The 15,504-nt window shown below is 63.1% G+C and carries 20 protein-coding genes; 12 read left to right on the top strand and 8 right to left on the bottom strand.

What is annotated here, in order from left to right; all coding sequences use genetic code 11:
- Positions 1-163: 163 nt before the first annotated feature.
- From AC3YMN_RS01730 to AC3YMN_RS01720, 3 genes are all read left to right on the top strand, one after another.
- On the top strand, positions 164-1,468 hold the full coding sequence (locus AC3YMN_RS01730; RefSeq protein WP_489888696.1) for a cation:proton antiporter: 1,305 nt from the start codon (positions 164-166) through the stop codon (positions 1,466-1,468).
- Positions 1,469-1,628: 160 nt separating this feature from the next.
- Entirely contained in the window at positions 1,629-2,621 is a 993-nt protein-coding gene (locus tag AC3YMN_RS01725) for a flagellar motor protein MotA (RefSeq protein ID WP_127753978.1), read from the top strand.
- 3 nt (positions 2,622-2,624) lie between these two features.
- On the top strand, positions 2,625-3,650 hold the full coding sequence (locus AC3YMN_RS01720) for a peptidoglycan -binding protein (protein ID WP_127753979.1): 1,026 nt from the start codon (positions 2,625-2,627) through the stop codon (positions 3,648-3,650).
- Between the two features lie 182 nt (positions 3,651-3,832).
- Here AC3YMN_RS01720 and AC3YMN_RS01715 read toward each other — a convergent pair whose 3' ends face one another.
- A complete protein-coding gene (locus AC3YMN_RS01715; protein WP_127753980.1) occupies positions 3,833-4,093 on the bottom strand; it encodes a PilZ domain-containing protein in 261 nt (86 codons plus the stop codon).
- 127 nt (positions 4,094-4,220) lie between these two features.
- Positions 4,221-6,023, bottom strand: a complete 1,803-nt coding sequence (locus AC3YMN_RS01710) for an ABC transporter transmembrane domain-containing protein (protein WP_489888695.1) — start codon at positions 6,021-6,023, stop codon at positions 4,221-4,223.
- Between the two features lie 214 nt (positions 6,024-6,237).
- Here AC3YMN_RS01710 and rpmE point away from each other — a divergent pair, with 214 nt between their 5' ends.
- Entirely contained in the window at positions 6,238-6,459 is a 222-nt protein-coding gene (gene rpmE / locus AC3YMN_RS01705) for a 50S ribosomal protein L31 (protein ID WP_127753982.1), read from the top strand.
- A gap of 78 nt (positions 6,460-6,537) precedes the next feature.
- Entirely contained in the window at positions 6,538-6,855 is a 318-nt protein-coding gene (locus AC3YMN_RS01700; protein WP_489888694.1) for a YnfA family protein, read from the top strand.
- Positions 6,856-6,858: 3 nt separating this feature from the next.
- On the opposite strand, the gene rcdA is transcribed toward AC3YMN_RS01700, so the two are convergent.
- Positions 6,859-7,377: a protease adaptor protein RcdA gene (gene rcdA / locus AC3YMN_RS01695; RefSeq protein ID WP_127753984.1), complete on the bottom strand. Its 519-nt coding sequence runs from the start codon at positions 7,375-7,377 to the stop codon at positions 6,859-6,861.
- Positions 7,378-7,654: 277 nt separating this feature from the next.
- Positions 7,655-7,837 (bottom strand): DUF1192 domain-containing protein, encoded by a 183-nt coding sequence (locus AC3YMN_RS01690; protein ID WP_127753985.1) that lies wholly within the window; start codon positions 7,835-7,837, stop codon positions 7,655-7,657.
- 79 nt (positions 7,838-7,916) lie between these two features.
- Here AC3YMN_RS01690 and AC3YMN_RS01685 point away from each other — a divergent pair, with 79 nt between their 5' ends.
- From AC3YMN_RS01685 to AC3YMN_RS01675, 3 genes are all read left to right on the top strand, one after another.
- The gene (locus tag AC3YMN_RS01685; RefSeq protein ID WP_489888693.1) at positions 7,917-8,939 is read left to right on the top strand and encodes an NAD(P)H-quinone oxidoreductase; all 1,023 of its coding nucleotides are present in this window, start codon (positions 7,917-7,919) and stop codon (positions 8,937-8,939) included.
- A 114-nt stretch (positions 8,940-9,053) separates the two neighbouring features.
- Positions 9,054-9,782, top strand: a complete 729-nt coding sequence (locus tag AC3YMN_RS01680; protein WP_127753987.1) for a DUF1013 domain-containing protein — start codon at positions 9,054-9,056, stop codon at positions 9,780-9,782.
- Between the two features lie 27 nt (positions 9,783-9,809).
- Entirely contained in the window at positions 9,810-10,571 is a 762-nt protein-coding gene (locus tag AC3YMN_RS01675; protein WP_489888692.1) for a sulfite exporter TauE/SafE family protein, read from the top strand.
- A 66-nt stretch (positions 10,572-10,637) separates the two neighbouring features.
- Here the strand turns inward: AC3YMN_RS01675 and AC3YMN_RS01670 are convergent, their stop codons facing one another.
- A complete protein-coding gene (locus AC3YMN_RS01670) occupies positions 10,638-10,811 on the bottom strand; it encodes a YdcH family protein (RefSeq protein ID WP_127753989.1) in 174 nt (57 codons plus the stop codon).
- Positions 10,812-10,965: 154 nt separating this feature from the next.
- Here AC3YMN_RS01670 and AC3YMN_RS01665 point away from each other — a divergent pair, with 154 nt between their 5' ends.
- From AC3YMN_RS01665 to rpsU, 4 genes are all read left to right on the top strand, one after another.
- On the top strand, positions 10,966-11,181 hold the full coding sequence (locus AC3YMN_RS01665) for a YdcH family protein (RefSeq protein WP_127753990.1): 216 nt from the start codon (positions 10,966-10,968) through the stop codon (positions 11,179-11,181).
- A gap of 75 nt (positions 11,182-11,256) precedes the next feature.
- On the top strand, positions 11,257-11,751 hold the full coding sequence (purE, locus tag AC3YMN_RS01660) for a 5-(carboxyamino)imidazole ribonucleotide mutase (protein WP_489888691.1): 495 nt from the start codon (positions 11,257-11,259) through the stop codon (positions 11,749-11,751).
- Between the two features lie 3 nt (positions 11,752-11,754).
- Positions 11,755-12,849, top strand: coding sequence for a 5-(carboxyamino)imidazole ribonucleotide synthase (locus AC3YMN_RS01655; RefSeq protein ID WP_489888690.1), 1,095 nt, complete (start codon positions 11,755-11,757; stop codon positions 12,847-12,849).
- Positions 12,850-13,005: 156 nt separating this feature from the next.
- Positions 13,006-13,281, top strand: coding sequence for a 30S ribosomal protein S21 (gene rpsU / locus AC3YMN_RS01650; protein WP_127753993.1), 276 nt, complete (start codon positions 13,006-13,008; stop codon positions 13,279-13,281).
- 71 nt (positions 13,282-13,352) lie between these two features.
- Here the strand turns inward: rpsU and AC3YMN_RS01645 are convergent, their stop codons facing one another.
- From AC3YMN_RS01645 to AC3YMN_RS01635, 3 genes are all read right to left on the bottom strand, one after another.
- On the bottom strand, positions 13,353-14,174 hold the full coding sequence (locus tag AC3YMN_RS01645) for an alpha/beta hydrolase (protein WP_489888689.1): 822 nt from the start codon (positions 14,172-14,174) through the stop codon (positions 13,353-13,355).
- A complete protein-coding gene (locus AC3YMN_RS01640) occupies positions 14,175-14,813 on the bottom strand; it encodes a DsbA family oxidoreductase (protein WP_172124162.1) in 639 nt (212 codons plus the stop codon).
- An 82-nt stretch (positions 14,814-14,895) separates the two neighbouring features.
- Positions 14,896-15,438: a tryptophan-rich sensory protein gene (locus AC3YMN_RS01635; protein WP_127753996.1), complete on the bottom strand. Its 543-nt coding sequence runs from the start codon at positions 15,436-15,438 to the stop codon at positions 14,896-14,898.
- Between the last annotated feature and the right edge of the window lie 66 nt (positions 15,439-15,504).

The raw sequence follows: 15,504 nt of genomic DNA, 5'->3' as shown, positions 1-15,504 counted from the left end.
GCGCAAAATCAGCGGCAGTGAGGTGAACAAGGCACACAACCCTCTTGGCAGCCCCAAGGTTGCGCTCCTGCACGACCGGTATATTTGCTCAAAGCCCCTCCAGCCTTGCGACTTAAGCGCACTATCATGCGTTGACGCTACGCCAGGACGGGAGCGATCCACCATGAACGACTGGGCCCCCGACCTTTACATCGTCGCCATGACTGGCGCCGGGCTCCTGATCGCCCTTGTGGCGTGGCTGCCGCTAGCGCTCCGCCGGATGCCCTTGTCGCTGCCCGTCGTGTGCCTGGCGATTGGCGCCGCCCTTGTCGGCTTGCTGCGGCTGCCCATCGACACCTCGCCAATCGCCCACCCCTATATCACCGAGCGGCTTACCGAGTTCGTCGTGATCATCGCGCTGATGGGGGCCGGCCTCAAGATCGACCGCGTCTTTCGCTTCCGCGACTGGGCCATCACCTGGCGCCTGCTGCTGATCACCATGCCTCTCGGCATCCTCGCCATTGTTGGAGTCGGCACCGGCCTGCTGGGCCTACACTGGATCCCGGCCCTGCTGCTCGCGGCCGCGCTTGCGCCCACCGACCCGGTGCTGGCCGCCGATGTGCAGGTTGGCCCGCCCCACGAGGGCGGCGAGGACACCGTGCGCTTCGCGCTCACCTCCGAGGCCGGGCTCAACGATGGCTTTGCCTTCCCCTTCGTGCATCTGGCCATTGCGCTTAGCATCGCCACCGCCACCGGCGAGCCCTGGCTCGTCAACTGGCTGACCTACAACGTGCTTTGGGAAATCGTGGCAGGCCTTGGCTGCGGCTGGCTCGTGGGCCACATCTTTGGCTGGCTGACCTTCAAGGTGCCCGGCGAACCGTTGGCCAAGACAGGCGATGGCCTCATCGCCATTGCCGCGACCTTTGTGTCCTATGGCGTGTCCGAGCTGATCCATTGCTACGGTTTTTTCGCCGTCTTCGTCACCGCCCTGACCCTGCGTAACGCCCACCGCAACCACGACTTCCAGCGCGACATGCACGACATCACCGAGCAGATCGAGCGCATTTCCATGATGGTGCTGCTGCTTTGTTTTGGCGGCGCCATCATGGGCGGCCTGCTCTCGCGCATCGGCTGGATCGAGATCGGCGCCGCGGTCGTGATCCTGTTTGTCGTGCGCCCGCTCACCGGCCTTGTCGGCCTCATCGGCTACAAGGCCACGGGTGGCGAAAAGCTCACCATCGCCTTCTTCGGCATTCGTGGCGTCGGCTCGATCTATTACATGGCCTATGGGCTCAATCACGGCCAGTTTGCTGGCGGCGAGCAGCTCTGGGCCATTGTCTCCCTCGTGGTCCTGCTCTCGATCATCTTGCATGGCCTGACCGTCACGCCCGTCATGCGCACGCTCGACCGCTTCCACGGCCGCGATCCGGACGCCGAAACAGCCACCCCGCCACCGGGCCTGCAGGGCCCCGCCGACACCACGGCCTGAGCCAAGCCGCCCAGCCGGGTCCTCCGCCCGCAGAAAAGCCCGGCAAACCTGCTACACCGCCCCCATTGCAGCACTCGCAGGGTTGTCACACCCCTTGGCGCTCTTTACTGTCCACAGCAGATGATTTGTGGCGTGCACGGGTGAGGCGACGGAAACCGAGATGACGCAAGGATACGATCCCTACCATCTTTCCAGTCCCACCGTTTACCTGGTCAAGATCCTCATCTTCCTGGTGATCGTGGCGCTGGTCGGCGCCATTCTTTATTCCACCATCGTCGCATTTTTCTGGGCCAACCCGTTCATCAACTCGATGATCTTTTTCGCCCTGGCAGTCGGCATCTTCCTGTCCTTCCGGCAGGTAATCCGGCTGTTCCCTGAAGTGAAATGGGTGAACTCGCTGCAGGACGGCACGGTCACGACGGTCCGGCCACCCATCCTGCTGGCCCCTGTTGCCGGCATTCTGCGCGAGCGCATCGGCGAGGCGATCATCACGCCCTCCTCCATGCGCTCCATCCTGGATTCAGTGGGCAACCGGCTCGATGAAGCCAAGGATACCTCGCGCTACCTTACGGGCCTCCTCGTCTTTCTGGGCTTGATGGGCACCTTTTATGGCTTGCTGGAAACCGTGACCTCGGTGGCGGGCGTCATCAATGCGCTTGATGTCACCTCGGGCGACAGCGCGTCCCTGTTCGGCAATCTCAAGGAAGGCCTGTCGGCCCCACTATCGGGCATGGGCACCGCCTTTTCCTCGTCCCTCTTCGGCCTTGCCGGCTCGCTCGTCCTAGGATTCCTGGATCTGCAGACCAGCCAGGCTCAGAATGCCTTTTATACCGATCTCGAAGACTGGATGACCTCGATGACCGAGCTTGATCATCCCGTCACGGCCATGCAGGCCAATGCGGGGGTCGGCGGCGCCGAGGTCCAGGCCATGATCGATCGGCTCGGCACCTCCATGCAAAGCCAAAACTCGTCGCAGAACGCCATTCGCGCCATGGCCGAACTCGCCCGCGGCATCGATAGCCTCGTCAAGCATATCCGCACCGAGCAGGATGACCTGCGCCGCCACATCAACGAGCAGGGCGAAACCAACAAGAAGCTGCGCGAACTCATCGAAGCCGTCCTGTCGCAGGGCGACACCGAACGGCGGAACTAGCCAATGCCGGGAGCCCGCTCGCGCCGCCGGCAGGAAGCCAATTACTGGCCCGGCTTTGTGGACGCCCTGTCGAGCCTGTTGCTCGTCATCATCTTCATGCTGTCGCTGTTCATGCTGACCCAGTTCTTCCTGGGCACCGAACTGCAGGGCCGCGACACGGCGCTTGCCCGCCTCAACAGCCAGATTGCCGAGCTCACCGATCTGCTGCAGTTGGAACGCGCCAACTCCGAGGATCTTGACGCCCAGATCGCCAATCTCACCGCCACCCTTTCGGGCGCCGAGGCCGAAAACCAGCAGCTTTCCGGGCAGTTGGCCGGCATCGGCAGCGGGATTGCCGGGCGCGACCAGACCATAGCCGGACTGCAGACCGAATTAAGCGAGGCGCAGGAGCTATCCGACGAAGCCAACGCCCAGGTTGCCTTGCTGAACCAGCAACTCGCGGCCTTGCGCACCCAGATCGGCGCGCTCGAAACCGCGCTCGAGGCGTCGGAAACTCGCGACACCGAATCGCGCACCCAGATCGCCGATCTTGGCCGGCGCCTTAACGTTGCGCTGGCGCAACGCGTTCAGGACCTGGCGCGCTACCGATCCGATTTCTTTGGCCGCCTGCGTGAAATTCTTGAAGGTCGCGCCGATGTGCGCGTGGTCGGCGACCGCTTCGTGTTCCAGTCTGAAGTGCTGTTTGATCCCGGTCAGGCCAATGTCCAAGCCGAAGGCACGCCCGACCTGGACGCCCTTGCCGATGCCATCCTGCAGCTCGAAACGGAAATCCCGCCCGACATCAACTGGGTGCTGCGCATCGATGGGCACACCGACCGGCGCCCGATCTCGAACCTGCAATTCCCCTCCAACTGGGAGCTCTCGGCGTCGCGCGCCATTTCTGTGGCCAAGTATCTCGTCACCCGCGGCGTCTCGCCCAATCGGCTTGTTGCCGCCGGCTTTGGCGAATTCACCCCGCTCGATCCCGGCGACACAGAAGAAGCCTATCGTCGCAACCGCCGCATCGAGTTCAAGCTCACCGAAGGCTAACCGGCGCAAACCAAAGGTTTGTCGCTCCGGCGCAAACCAAAGGTTTGTCGCCCCGGCGCACCCGCTGGGTGTCGCGCTCAGCAAGCCCAGCGCACGCGCAGCCTGTCGCACCCAGCGCACGCGCAGCCTGTCGCACCCAGCGCAGGCGCAGCCTGTCGGGCCGAACACGCGCCCAACGCCCCTCACCCATACGCTTGGAACGCCACGCCCATTTCGTTGTCGTTGCGCCACACCACCTTGCACACTTCAAGACGGTGCCCCGGCATCAGCAAGTAGAAAATTTCAGGTAAGGCTTGGGCCGCCTGGACGGCGATCTTGGCGCCCATGGTCGAGATATTGTGGACGTCGCCGTCCTCGCGGGCCACTCCGCCACCATGAACAATGGTGACAGCCAGCCTGGTTTCCGTGCGCGGCACGGCACGGCGATCATTCTGTGACGCCATAGGATCAATCTTCTCGACGTGGAACCGCCATACTACATAGGAACCAGCAAACACCGGGTGCAGCGGATGGGTCAAATGCAATCAAAAGGCGCATAAAGCTGCGCCAAGGGGCACGGCCCGTCGCACCTTAGTCCACGCGGAACTGCAGCTTGGCCAGCTCGGCATAACGGCCGCCCTTGAGGACCAGCTCGTCATGAGTGCCCTGATCGATGATGCGTCCGCTATCGAGTACGAGGATCGTGTCGGCATCCCGAATGGTCGCCAGTCGGTGGGCAATCACGAGGGTGGTACGCCCGCGCATCAGGTATTCCAGCGCCTGCTGCACCAATTGCTCGCTTTGTGCGTCGAGCGCGCTCGTGGCCTCGTCGAGCAGCAGGATGGGCGCATTCTTGAGGATCGCCCGGGCAATGGCGAGCCGCTGCTTCTGCCCGCCCGAAAGCATCACACCCCGTTCGCCAACCACCGCATTATAGCCAAGCGGCAGGTCGAGCACGAAATCGTGCACCAACGCTGCCCGTGCCGCGGCCTCGACTTCCGCCATGCTGGCTTCTGGTTTGCCGAAGCGGATATTGTCCGCCACGGTGCCGGCAAAGATGGTGGGCTCCTGCTCCACATAGGCAAAATGCTGGCGCAGATCATAAACGGCGACGTCGCGCACATCGATGCCGTCCACGAGGATGGCGCCGCCCGTCACATCATAAAACCGCTGCAACAGCGACAGGATTGTCGACTTGCCCGAACCGGACGAGCCAACCAGGGCCACCGTTTCGCCCGCGTCGACCTTGAAGCTAAGGTCATGCAGCACGGGCTCGCCACCTTCGGGGTCATAGGAAAACGCCACATTGCGGAACTCCACCGTCCCGAGCGGCGGCTGCGGCAGTTTGGCCGGATTCGCCTTTTCGCGGACCTCCGATTTGGTGGAGAGAATTTCGGTTAATCGCTCGGTTGCACCGGCAACCGTTTGCAGCGTGCCCAGCACTTCCGAAACATTGGTCAAAGCCCCCGATGCCATCAGCGCATAAACCAGGAACTGCGCCAACTGCCCGGCCGTGACCGTACCCTCGAACACCGAGCGGGCACCCCACCAGACCAGGAACACGATGGCCGAGGTGCCCAAAAAGATCACCATGCCCACCAGCACCGAGCGCGCCGTCAGGCGGGCGACTTCAGCGGCAAAGCTTTCCTCGCTGCGCGCATCATAGGCCCGCGCCTGCACCCCCTCCTGGGTGAAGGATTTGACCGTTCGCGTCGCGCCTAGCATCTCGGTCGCCATGGCCGAAAGATCGGCCAACCGGTCCTGCGTCGAGCGCGACATGCGCCGCAAGCGCCGTGAATAAGTGATTACCGGGAGCAGGATTGCTGGCGCCGCCACCACCACGCCCAGCGTCAGCATCGGGCTGGTCAGCAGCATCATCGCCACCGCACCCACAATGGTCACGATTGAACGCAGGGCCAGCGAAAAGCTCGAGCCGATCGCGCCCCGGATCGTTGCCACATCGCCATTGAGGCGGCTGGTCAGCTCACCAACCCGGTGGGTGTCAAAATAGCGGGCATCAAGGCTGAGCAAATGCCGGAACGAAGCCTGCCGCAAATCGGCCAGGACCCGCTCGCCCAACACGGAGATGAAGTAAAACCGGGCCCCGCTCGCGATCGCCATGACTGCGGCGATCCCGATGATCAGCCAGCTATAGCGCCCCACATTGGCAAGGTTCTGCTCCAGAAACCCCTCATCGATCGCCCCGCCCAGCGCCGCCGGAATCGCCAGCGAGGAGATCGCCGAAATCAACAGGAACAGCACGGTCAGCGCCAGCCGGGTTGGATAGCGCAGCACAAAAGGCAGCAATTGCCGCAAGGGGTTCAGTTGCTTTGGCTTGAGCACGGAAGGCGTGGCCTGGGTTGGCGCTTTTGCCGGAACGGCTTGATCTGTCATCGCTCGGCTTCAGCCACTTCTTTTGGCGGCGCCTCCGACGGTGGCGCGGCGGGCCTTACATATGCACTGGGCCACCCGCTCGCAACGGCTTTGTGCTTGGACAAAAAGCCCCGCCCCTGCCCTTGCGGATTGCCCCGGCTTTGGCTATGAAGCCGCCAACACCAGTTCAATGCTCTCCGGGCGCCACGGCGCCCGTTTGATTTGAGGCACCGCGATGAAGTCCGAAATCCACCCCGACTACCACACCATCAACGTGGTGATGACCGACGGCACCACCTACCAGACCCGTTCGACCTACGGCAAGGAAGGCGACACGCTGCAGCTCGACATCGATCCCAACACCCACCCGGCCTGGACCGGCGGCACGGGCCAGCTGCTCGACCGCGGCGGCCGTGTTTCGCGCTTCAAGGAGCGCTTCAAGGGTTTCGGCATCTAAGCCACTCCCCTTATCAAGTGATTCGCCCGGCCTTTGCGCCGGGCTTTTCGTTTCTGCGCCCGGCAGCGGAACACCACCATGCGCCTTTCGCTCTTTGCCCTGGCCGCTTTGTTCGAGATCGGCGGCTGCTATCTCGTGTGGCAGGCCTGGCGCCATGGGCATGCGTGGCTCTGGCTCCCCGCCCTTCTGGCACTCGCCAGCTTTGCCTGGCTCCTGGCCCTTGCCGGCACCGACAGCGCCGGGCGCGCCTTTGCCATCTATGGCGGGGTCTATATCGCCGCCTCGCTGGTCTTCATGGCTTCGGTGGAACAAATCCGCCCCGATCGCTGGGACCTGCTGGGCGCTGCAATCTGCCTGCTGGGCGCGGCCGTGATCCTCTGGGCGCCGCGTGCCTGAGCGTCAGGGCCGCCCGAACGCTGCCTTGAGGCGCGACAACTGGTCGGCAATGTCATTGGCCACGCTGCCATCGAGCTGCGGCATCCGCCCGCGCTCCATCTGGTCAAACTGCATCACCCGATCAAACAGCCGGTCGCCCTTGTCGATATAAAGCCGCAAGGCTTCGGGCAGCAGCTCATAGCCCGGCCCTCCGCGCTGCGACGGCGTCGCCGAAAACTTGACCTTCTCCTTTTCGGAGCGGGCATTTTCCTTGCTGATCTCGCCTTCGTTGACGGCGCGCTGCAGCAAGAGCCACGATGCCAGCTGCATCAGCCGGGTCGTCAGCCGCATGGATTCGGTGGCGTATAAAAACGAGGCCTCGCGCCCCAGCAACTGGCTTTCCGCCCGCCCATGCCCGTCGAGATAGCCCGCGACCTCTTCGATCAGCGCCATGCCTTCGCGATACAGCAGGTCGAAACCGCCCGAAGCCACAATGCGCGGACCAATCGATATTGCCTGCCCGGATTCGCCAGCCTCAGCCATCTCGTTCCTCGCTCTCGCACTGCGTCATGATAGGACGAAACACCCTGCCCGTCACGCTTGCCGCTGCGCGAGCATAAAAGCAGCCTTAATGGGCCAAATGGTGGCCGGCAAAAAGAAAAAGAGCCGCGAAGGGCGGCTCTCGAAGTTTACAGGGAGGGGTCAAACAGAGGAAGAAATCTCTGATCCAAAAACCATCTGGATAACAACACCCTAACTCGTCCGGATTAATTGCCCGTTAATGGCGCAAGATTTTTTAACCCTGCCCCTTTGCAGGTTCTTAGAGCTTGAAGGCCGCCTCCGCTGCCTTGCGCGTTGCCCCGCGTGCGGCGATGGCGGCCCGCAGCCGCTCGATTTCAGCCTCCAGCAAAACGATGCGCCCCTCGAGCTCCGTCACTGAAAGAGCGTCCAGCACGCTGCCGATCTCGTGGCTCTTGGGCTTGCCGCTTACCTCGTCTTCCATCTTGCCGTCCTTTCCTGTCGCCGGGGCAGCTTAACCGCTCCCCCTTGCCGGGCAAGGCCACATGGGCCAGCATGGCCCCATGACCATTCCCGCTACCATGACCACCATCGCTATCACCGAGCCGGGCGGCCCCGAAATGCTTGCGCCCATCCAAATGCCACTGCCTGCCTGTGGCAACGGCGACGTGCTGATCCGGGTTGCTGCGGCCGGCGTCAACGGGCCCGACCTCGCCCAGCGCCGTGGAGTTTATGATCCACCCCCCGGCGCGTCGCCCCTGCTCGGCCTCGAAGTGGCCGGGAAAATCGCGGCCCTTGGCGCCGATGTGTCAGGCTGGCAGGTCGGTGACCGCGTCATGGCCCTGACCAATGGCGGCGGTTACGCCCAATATGTCGCAGTCCCCGCCGGCCAGGTCTTGCCCGTTCCAAATGGTTGGAGCCTGCCCGAGGCGGCAGCCCTGCCCGAAACCTGGTTCACCGTCACCCAGACCCTCGTCATGCGTTCGGGGCTCGAATCGGGCATGAGCGTTCTGGTGCATGGCGCTGCCGGTGGCATTGGCGGCGCCGCCGTCGCTATCTCCGCTATTCTCGGCGCTCGCCCCATCGGTGTCGTGTCCTCGCCGGAAAAGGCGGCCTATGCCGAAAAAATGGGGGCCGTGGCCACCATTGACCGCATGCGCGACGATATCGCCGAGCGCGCTTTGGCGCTTACTGAGGGGCGCGGGGTTGATCGGGTGGTTGATCTCCTGGGCGGCGCCATGGCAGCCGTCAGCATTGCCGCGAGCGCCCGTGGTGGCCATATCGTCCAGATCGCGACCCTTGCCGGCAGCAGCGCCAAGATTTCCTTGGGCACGCTCATGGCCAAGCAACTGACCATCTCCGGCTCCACCCTGCGCCCGCAAAGCGCGGCCACCAAGGCGGCCATTGCCGCCCGGATCCGCGCCGATCTGCTGCCCGCGCTTGAGCGTCCCGGCTTCGTCCGTCCGGCGCTGACCACCTTTCCGCTCGAGGAGGCGGCCGAGGCGCATCAGGCCATGGAACAGCGCGCCCATGCCGGCAAGATCGTGCTTCTCACGGCCTTTGGGGCTGGGGAACCGCCGTTATAGCCATTGCGGATCAGGCCCTGACGCCATATATTGTGGTCATTCCCCCTCAGCATGAAGCAAAGAGGCGGAGCGGCCCGGAGGAATACCGGCCGCGCCACCAGGAGTGATTTGACGATGACCCAACCCTTGTTGATGCCCAAGGCAACAGCTGTCTGGCTCGTCGACAACACGGCGTTGTCCTTCGAGCAGATCGCAGCTTTCTGCACGCTTCACCCGCTCGAAGTGCAAGGCATCGCCGATGGCGACGTTGCCGGCGGCATCATGGGCGTGAACCCCATTCAGAATGGCCAGTTGACCCGCGAGGAGATCGAAAAGGCCGAGGCTGATCCCAATTATCGTCTCAAGCTGTCCGATCCCAAGGTCCGCGTTGCCGCTGCCAAGCGCAAGGGCCCGCGCTATACCCCCATTTCGCGTCGCAATGAGCGCCCCAATGCCATCAAGTGGCTGGTGCGCAACCACCCCGAACTCAAGGACGCGCAGATCATGCGTCTGGTCGGCACCACCAAGTCCACGATCGATTCGGTGCGTGAATCCACCCACTGGAACTCGGCCAACCTGACCCCTATGGATCCGGTGACGCTGGGCCTGTGCAGCCAGATCGATCTCGATCTCGAAGTTGGCCGCGCGTCCAAGGGCGTTGTGGGCTCCGAAGTTGCCGAGGAAGGCACCATGCTGATGACGGCCGAGGAAGCGCTCGCGCGTTCCGGTGCGCGCGGTCATTCCGATGCCGAAGGCTACAATGACGAGGAAAGCACGCGTCGCTCTTCTGACCAGCACAACGAGTTCGATGCCGACTCGGTGTTCTCCAAGCTCAAGTCCCTCAAGAGCAACAGCGACAACTAATCCTCTAGCCCCGAACAGCTCCGCTCCATGGTCGACCTCTACTTTGTTTCAGTGGCCGGCCTTGCGGTTCTGATCGTTGGCCTGTCCAAGGCCGGCCTGCTGGGCGGCCTGGGCGTTGTCGGCGTCCCCCTCCTCACCCTCATCATGCCGGCCCGCGATGCCGCCGGCATGATGCTGCCAGTGCTGCTGGCCATGGACGCCATCGCCATCTACGCCTATCGCCAGCAGTTCAGCTGGCACATTCTCAAGATCATGCTGCCCGGCGCCGCGGTCGGCACGCTGATCGGCTGGGCGCTTTGGTCGGTGGTTTCCGACGCCATGGTGCTGCTCTTTGTCGGCATCATCACCCTGCTTTTTGTGCTCGACGCTGTTTTGCCACTGCGCAAAAAGCTCGAGGGGCTACCACCCTCCACGCCATGGGGCGGGTTCTGGGGCGGCTTTGCCGGCTTCACCAGCTTTGTGTCCCACACTGGCGGCCCACCCTTCCAGATCTATGTTCTGCCCCGGCGCCTGCCGCCGCCAATTTATTCGGGCACCAATGCCATCTTCTTTGGCGCCGTGAACTCGGCCAAGCTGATCCCCTATTTCTTCCTGGGCCAGCTCTCCGTCCAGAATCTCACCCTGTCCGCCGCGCTGATCCCGGTGGGCGTTGCCGGCGTGCTGATCGGCATCTGGCTGGTGCGGCGCATCTCCGTCACCCTCTTCTACCAGATCGCCTATGGGCTCGTGTTCTTCCTGGCGCTCAAGCTGATCTGGGATGGCGTGCGGGCGGTGTTCCTCGGTCTCTGAGCGCAACAAAAAAGGCCACAGCTCCCGCCATGGCCTTCCCGGTCCAACTGTGTTGGAGCGCAGTGCTTACTGCATGCCGCTATTGAATTTGTAGAGTTCGTCCTTGATTTCGAGCTTCTTTCGCTTCAACGCGCTCACCGTGAGATCATCGAGCGGCTTGTTCTGCAGCTCCGCCTGGATCTGACGATCCAACTCCTGATGACGGCGCTCCAACGCCGCGATGTGGCCTTCAGTCGTCATGACAACTCCTTACGCCTGACTGGACGACGCTAAGGTTCCAGATAAAATGTGACTTGTCGATGACAATAGATCCGCCGATCAAATCCGTGTGCAAAACGCCGCCGGATCGGGTAATGGGGAACAATGTTGCGTGCCCTGGGGGAACCGCCGTTCGATGCTGCCGCTGACCAAGGAACAGGAAGCCGGCCTCGGGCTTGAACTGGCCACGAAACGCCAGGAACACGCCGATCTTGACGCTGCCATCCACACCCTGACCGGCTCGGCTTTTGCCGACCGAATGCTGATTCAGCGGCTCAAGAAGCGCAAGCTCGCGCTCAAGGATCGCATCGTCCAACTCGAAAATATTCTCCTGCCCGACATCATCGCCTGACCCCTCCCCCGCTTGAGTTGTGGCAACAATTGGGCTAGGAGCGGCCTTTGTGCAGCCCGCGGGGGGACCGAGGCCATGCTCACCAAACCAGCCGTTGCGATTGTCATGGGCAGCCAGTCCGATTGGCCCACCATGCGCCTTGCCGCCGAAACGCTCGAAGCGCTCGATGTGGAATATGAGGCGCGCATCGTTTCCGCGCACCGCACGCCCGAACGCCTGGTCGAGTTCGCGACCACAGCCCGCGCGGATGGCTTCCAGATCATCATTGCCGGCGCTGGCGGCGCCGCCCACCTGCCCGGCATGATCGCCGCCATGACCCCGCTGCCCGTGTTTGGCGTGCCGGTGCGCTCCAGGGCACTTTCGGGCCAGGATAGCCTCCTGTCCATTGTGCAGATGCCCGGCGGCATCCCGGTCGGCACCCTCGCCATCGGTGAGCCCGGCGCCATCAACGCCGCCCTCCTCGCCGCTGCCGTATTGGCGTTGCATGACGACGAGCTTGCTGAACGGCTCGATGCCTATCGCGCCAACCAGACCGCTTCCGTTCCGCTTTTCCCCACCGACACCGAGTAGATCATGCCCGACACCACGCCCCTGCCGCCCGGGACCACCATTGGCATCCTTGGCGGTGGTCAGCTCGGCCGGATGCTGTCGCTTGCCGCCAGTCGCCTGGGCATGCGCACCCACATCTACTGCCCCGACCCCGATAGTCCCGCCTTCGAGGTAACCCCCCACAAGACCGTCGCCGCCTATGACGATGAAGTGGCGCTCGCGGCCTTCGCCGATGCCGTCGATGTGATCACCTACGAGTTCGAGAACGTCCCCGCCGCGACTGCAGCCTTTCTCGCTGAGCGGAGGCCCCTGCGCCCGGGCGCTCAGGCACTGGCCGTGTCGCAGGACCGCCTGGCCGAAAAAGCCTTCCTTGCCTCCAAGAACATACCGGTAGCCCCTTATCGGGCAGTGGAATCACTCGATCAACTGCAAACCGCCATGGCCGAGCTCGGTTTGCCCGCCGTGCTCAAGACCACCCGCCTCGGCTATGACGGCAAGGGACAGCGGGTGCTGCGTGATCGCGCCGAAGCTGCCGAGGCTTTTGCTGCGCTCGCCCCCAAGCCGCTCGTGCTCGAAGCCTTCATCCCCTTCAGCCAGGAGATCTCTGTCGTTGTTGCCCGCAGCCTTTCCGGCGAGGTGCGCAGCTACGAGCCGGCCGAGAATGTGCACCGCAACCACATCCTCGCGACCAGCACCGTACCGGCGGCGATTCCCCCCGCGCTCGCCAAGCATGCCGGCATGATCGCCAAAGCGATTGTCGTCGCCCTCGATTATGTCGGCGTGCTGGGCGTCGAGTTCTTTGTTGTCCCAGGCGAGTCGCGCCCTACCCTGCTGGTGAACGAAATCGCGCCGCGCGTACATAATTCCGGTCACTGGACCGAGGCGGTCTGCCTCACCGATCAGTTCGAGCAGCACATCCGGGCGATTCTCGGCTGGCCGCTCGGCGATCCCGCCCGACTCGCCGATGTTGTCATGGAGAATCTGGTGGGTGACGAGGTCGGCCGGGTGCCCACTTCGCTGCAAGGCTTCACCCAGCCTCACCTTTATGGCAAACTGGAAACGCGGCCCGGTCGCAAGATGGGCCATATCAATCGCCTGTTGCAGCCGGACCGGCCCTAAACTTGGGCTTTTTCGCTTGCAAAGGTGGACAAGTCCGCGGGGTTGGGCTATAGAGCCCCCACGGTGACCGGCCCTGCTGGTCGGCGACGTGGCTTTATTTGGTCGCGGCGCTTCCATCCAATCATATTTCACCAGGCTTTAAGGGGCGGTTGACCTTTGCAAGTAGTCGTTCGCGATAACAACGTTGATCAGGCGCTGCGCGCGCTCAAGAAGAAGCTGCAGCGCGAAGGCGTCTTCCGCGAGATGAAGCTGCGCAACTACTACGAGAAGCCCTCCGAGAAGAAGGCGCGTCAGAAGGCCGAGGCCGTGCGCCGCGCTCGCAAGCTGGCTCGTAAGCGCGCCCAGCGTGAAGGCGGTCTGCCCGCTCCAACTCCAACGGCACGTCCCGGTCAGCCCGCTCGCCCAAGCGCAAGCACGCTGCCCCGCACCTAAGTCGTTCAGAATTCATTCATAATGCGTTCATAACGCCGCTCCTTTCGGGGCGGCGTTATGCTTTTGGCCCTTCAGCCTCCGGCTGCAGGGACCACCCGCTCAAAGAACGGCCGCGCATGCTCGGGCCAGATACCCCGCTCCCACAGGTCCACATGGGTCCCGCCCGGCTCGATCCATAGCTCATCCTTGTTGGGAACAAGCTCGTATAACCTCTCGCCATTGCTAACATCGATCGTCGTGTCCGCAGTCCCATGCGCCACCAGCACCGGCTCGGCCACATCCACGATCCACTCATTGACGGGGAACTGGTCCTGCATCACCCAGTACACCGGCAGCATCGGATAGCGCTCCCCGGCCACCGTCACCGCCGACAGGAACGGCGTTTCCAGCAGCAACGCCGCCGCATCCCGCTCACTCGCGACATAGGTCGACGGCCCCGAACCCAGGGATCTCCCCCAGATAACAATGGGATAGCCCTTCTCCGCCGCCCAATCGAACGCGGCCAAGGCGTCGGTTAGAATGCCATCCTGGCTCACCGAACCAGGGGAAGCGGGGAAGCCGCGATAATCAAATGCTAGGAACCCAAAGCCTTCCGACGCCCATTGTGCGAAGCGCTCATTCTCGGCCGAAAAGCTGCCGCTATTGCCCTTGTAATAAACGATCAGCGGCTTGCCCGGCTCAGGCGCCTTGTACCAGCCATTGACCACGCCATCGCCTGAGGGAATCGCCACCACTTCGGCCCCAGCGATCCCCGCCGCCTCGAGTGGCGTCACCTCCCCCTCAAGGAAGTACTGCAGGCTGCGCTGGTTGAAATACATATACCCAACAACCGCGGCATAGCCGAGCACCACCAGCACCGCCAGCCCGGCAACCAATCTCCCAACAATCCGCATCTAGAACTCCGAAATGGTCTTGTCCAAAGCCTGGGCGAACACCTCAGGGGGCTGCGCACCGGACAGGGCATATTTCTCGCCGAACACAAAGAAGGGCACCCCGGTAATGCCTTGGGCTGCCGCCTGCTCAGCCAACTGCTGGGTGATTGCCAGCTCATGCTCATCATTCATGGCATCAAGCGCATCGCCCCGGTCAAAGCCGAACGAGGCCGCAATGTCGGCCAGCACATTGTCGTCAAAGATCTGCCGGTGCTCGAGAAAATAAGCCTCGGCTATGGCATTGGCCAATTCGTGCTGAATGCCGAGCGGCTTGCTCAACCGGGTGATAGTGTGGGCCTTTGCCGTCGGATACATCCGCGGCTGGCGGGAGAGATCAAGCTCGATCCCTGCCTTGAGCGCTTCGCTTTCCACTCGCTCCCACATCTCGGCAGGATCACGGCCATAACGCTGGCGCAGCATTTCGCCAACATCCACGCCCTCGGCGGGCGTATTGGCATCGAGGTAAAAGGGATGATTTTCAATGATGACGTCGATGTCGTCAGGCAGCGCCGCCACGGCCTGATCGAGCCGAGCGGAGCCGACAAGGCACCAGGGGCACACGACATCGGTGAACACATCAATTTTGAGGATAGGTGACATGGCAAATCCTTGAGCCAACGCGGCCCGTTGTTTGCCATCATGTCGCGCGAAATGGAGCGGGGGACAATCCCACTGCCATCAATTACGCGTCGCCGCCCTGGGTGACCGCAAATGGTGGCGACCAGCCGCCCGCGACAACGCCAAAGCCAAGCACGGCGCCAAAGCCCAGCCACGCAAGGCCTGGCAGCACCAACAGCGTGGCGCGGCCCGAGACGCTTGCGGCACGCCCGGCGGCGGCCAGGCCGATCAGCATCAGCACCATGGAAACAACCGTGCTCATGAAGGGATCGGCCACGGTCAGCAGGAATGGTGCAAGGATCGCGCCGACCATCAACGCAACAATCCAGCGCGCCGCTGAGCGCCCTTCATAGCCACGCCCGGCCACCAGCCACCGGGCAGCGCCCCAAAGCGGCAGGCTGATGGCAAGCGCCAAAGCACCCGTCCACTCCGGTAGGCCCAGCGGCGCATGCAGTACCGGCTGGACACCAAGCGCTTCGGCAGCACCATAGGCAGCAACCAGACCCAGCAGCGGGAGGGCAGCGCTCAGTCCCGCGCCAATCCCGTCATGCCGATCGGCATCGAGCAGCGAAGGAAAGTTGTGGGTAACTGCCGTGAAGGTGGCCATTTTGGCTCTCACTGGTTGCTAAATTCTTGCAAACCAATGGCCGCGGGGCCTTAGGAGTTCCTTTTT

This window comes from Devosia sp. Z11_6 (assembly GCF_058133665.1).
This window is presented reverse-complemented; position numbering and strand designations above follow the sequence as displayed.

Coding starts and splice junctions, on each gene's coding strand:
- AC3YMN_RS01730 (WP_489888696.1), top strand. CDS start 164: ATGAACGACTGGGCCCCCGACCTTTACATCGTCGCCATGACTGGCGCC.
- AC3YMN_RS01725 (WP_127753978.1), top strand. CDS start 1,629: ATGACGCAAGGATACGATCCCTACCATCTTTCCAGTCCCACCGTTTAC.
- AC3YMN_RS01720 (WP_127753979.1), top strand. CDS start 2,625: ATGCCGGGAGCCCGCTCGCGCCGCCGGCAGGAAGCCAATTACTGGCCC.
- AC3YMN_RS01715 (WP_127753980.1), bottom strand. CDS start 4,093: ATGGCGTCACAGAATGATCGCCGTGCCGTGCCGCGCACGGAAACCAGG.
- AC3YMN_RS01710 (WP_489888695.1), bottom strand. CDS start 6,023: ATGACAGATCAAGCCGTTCCGGCAAAAGCGCCAACCCAGGCCACGCCT.
- rpmE (WP_127753982.1), top strand. CDS start 6,238: ATGAAGTCCGAAATCCACCCCGACTACCACACCATCAACGTGGTGATG.
- AC3YMN_RS01700 (WP_489888694.1), top strand. CDS start 6,538: ATGCGCCTTTCGCTCTTTGCCCTGGCCGCTTTGTTCGAGATCGGCGGC.
- rcdA (WP_127753984.1), bottom strand. CDS start 7,377: ATGGCTGAGGCTGGCGAATCCGGGCAGGCAATATCGATTGGTCCGCGC.
- AC3YMN_RS01690 (WP_127753985.1), bottom strand. CDS start 7,837: ATGGAAGACGAGGTAAGCGGCAAGCCCAAGAGCCACGAGATCGGCAGC.
- AC3YMN_RS01685 (WP_489888693.1), top strand. CDS start 7,917: ATGACCATTCCCGCTACCATGACCACCATCGCTATCACCGAGCCGGGC.
- AC3YMN_RS01680 (WP_127753987.1), top strand. CDS start 9,054: ATGACCCAACCCTTGTTGATGCCCAAGGCAACAGCTGTCTGGCTCGTC.
- AC3YMN_RS01675 (WP_489888692.1), top strand. CDS start 9,810: ATGGTCGACCTCTACTTTGTTTCAGTGGCCGGCCTTGCGGTTCTGATC.
- AC3YMN_RS01670 (WP_127753989.1), bottom strand. CDS start 10,811: ATGACGACTGAAGGCCACATCGCGGCGTTGGAGCGCCGTCATCAGGAG.
- AC3YMN_RS01665 (WP_127753990.1), top strand. CDS start 10,966: ATGCTGCCGCTGACCAAGGAACAGGAAGCCGGCCTCGGGCTTGAACTG.
- purE (WP_489888691.1), top strand. CDS start 11,257: ATGCTCACCAAACCAGCCGTTGCGATTGTCATGGGCAGCCAGTCCGAT.
- AC3YMN_RS01655 (WP_489888690.1), top strand. CDS start 11,755: ATGCCCGACACCACGCCCCTGCCGCCCGGGACCACCATTGGCATCCTT.
- AC3YMN_RS01645 (WP_489888689.1), bottom strand. CDS start 14,174: ATGCGGATTGTTGGGAGATTGGTTGCCGGGCTGGCGGTGCTGGTGGTG.
- AC3YMN_RS01640 (WP_172124162.1), bottom strand. CDS start 14,813: ATGTCACCTATCCTCAAAATTGATGTGTTCACCGATGTCGTGTGCCCC.
- AC3YMN_RS01635 (WP_127753996.1), bottom strand. CDS start 15,438: ATGGCCACCTTCACGGCAGTTACCCACAACTTTCCTTCGCTGCTCGAT.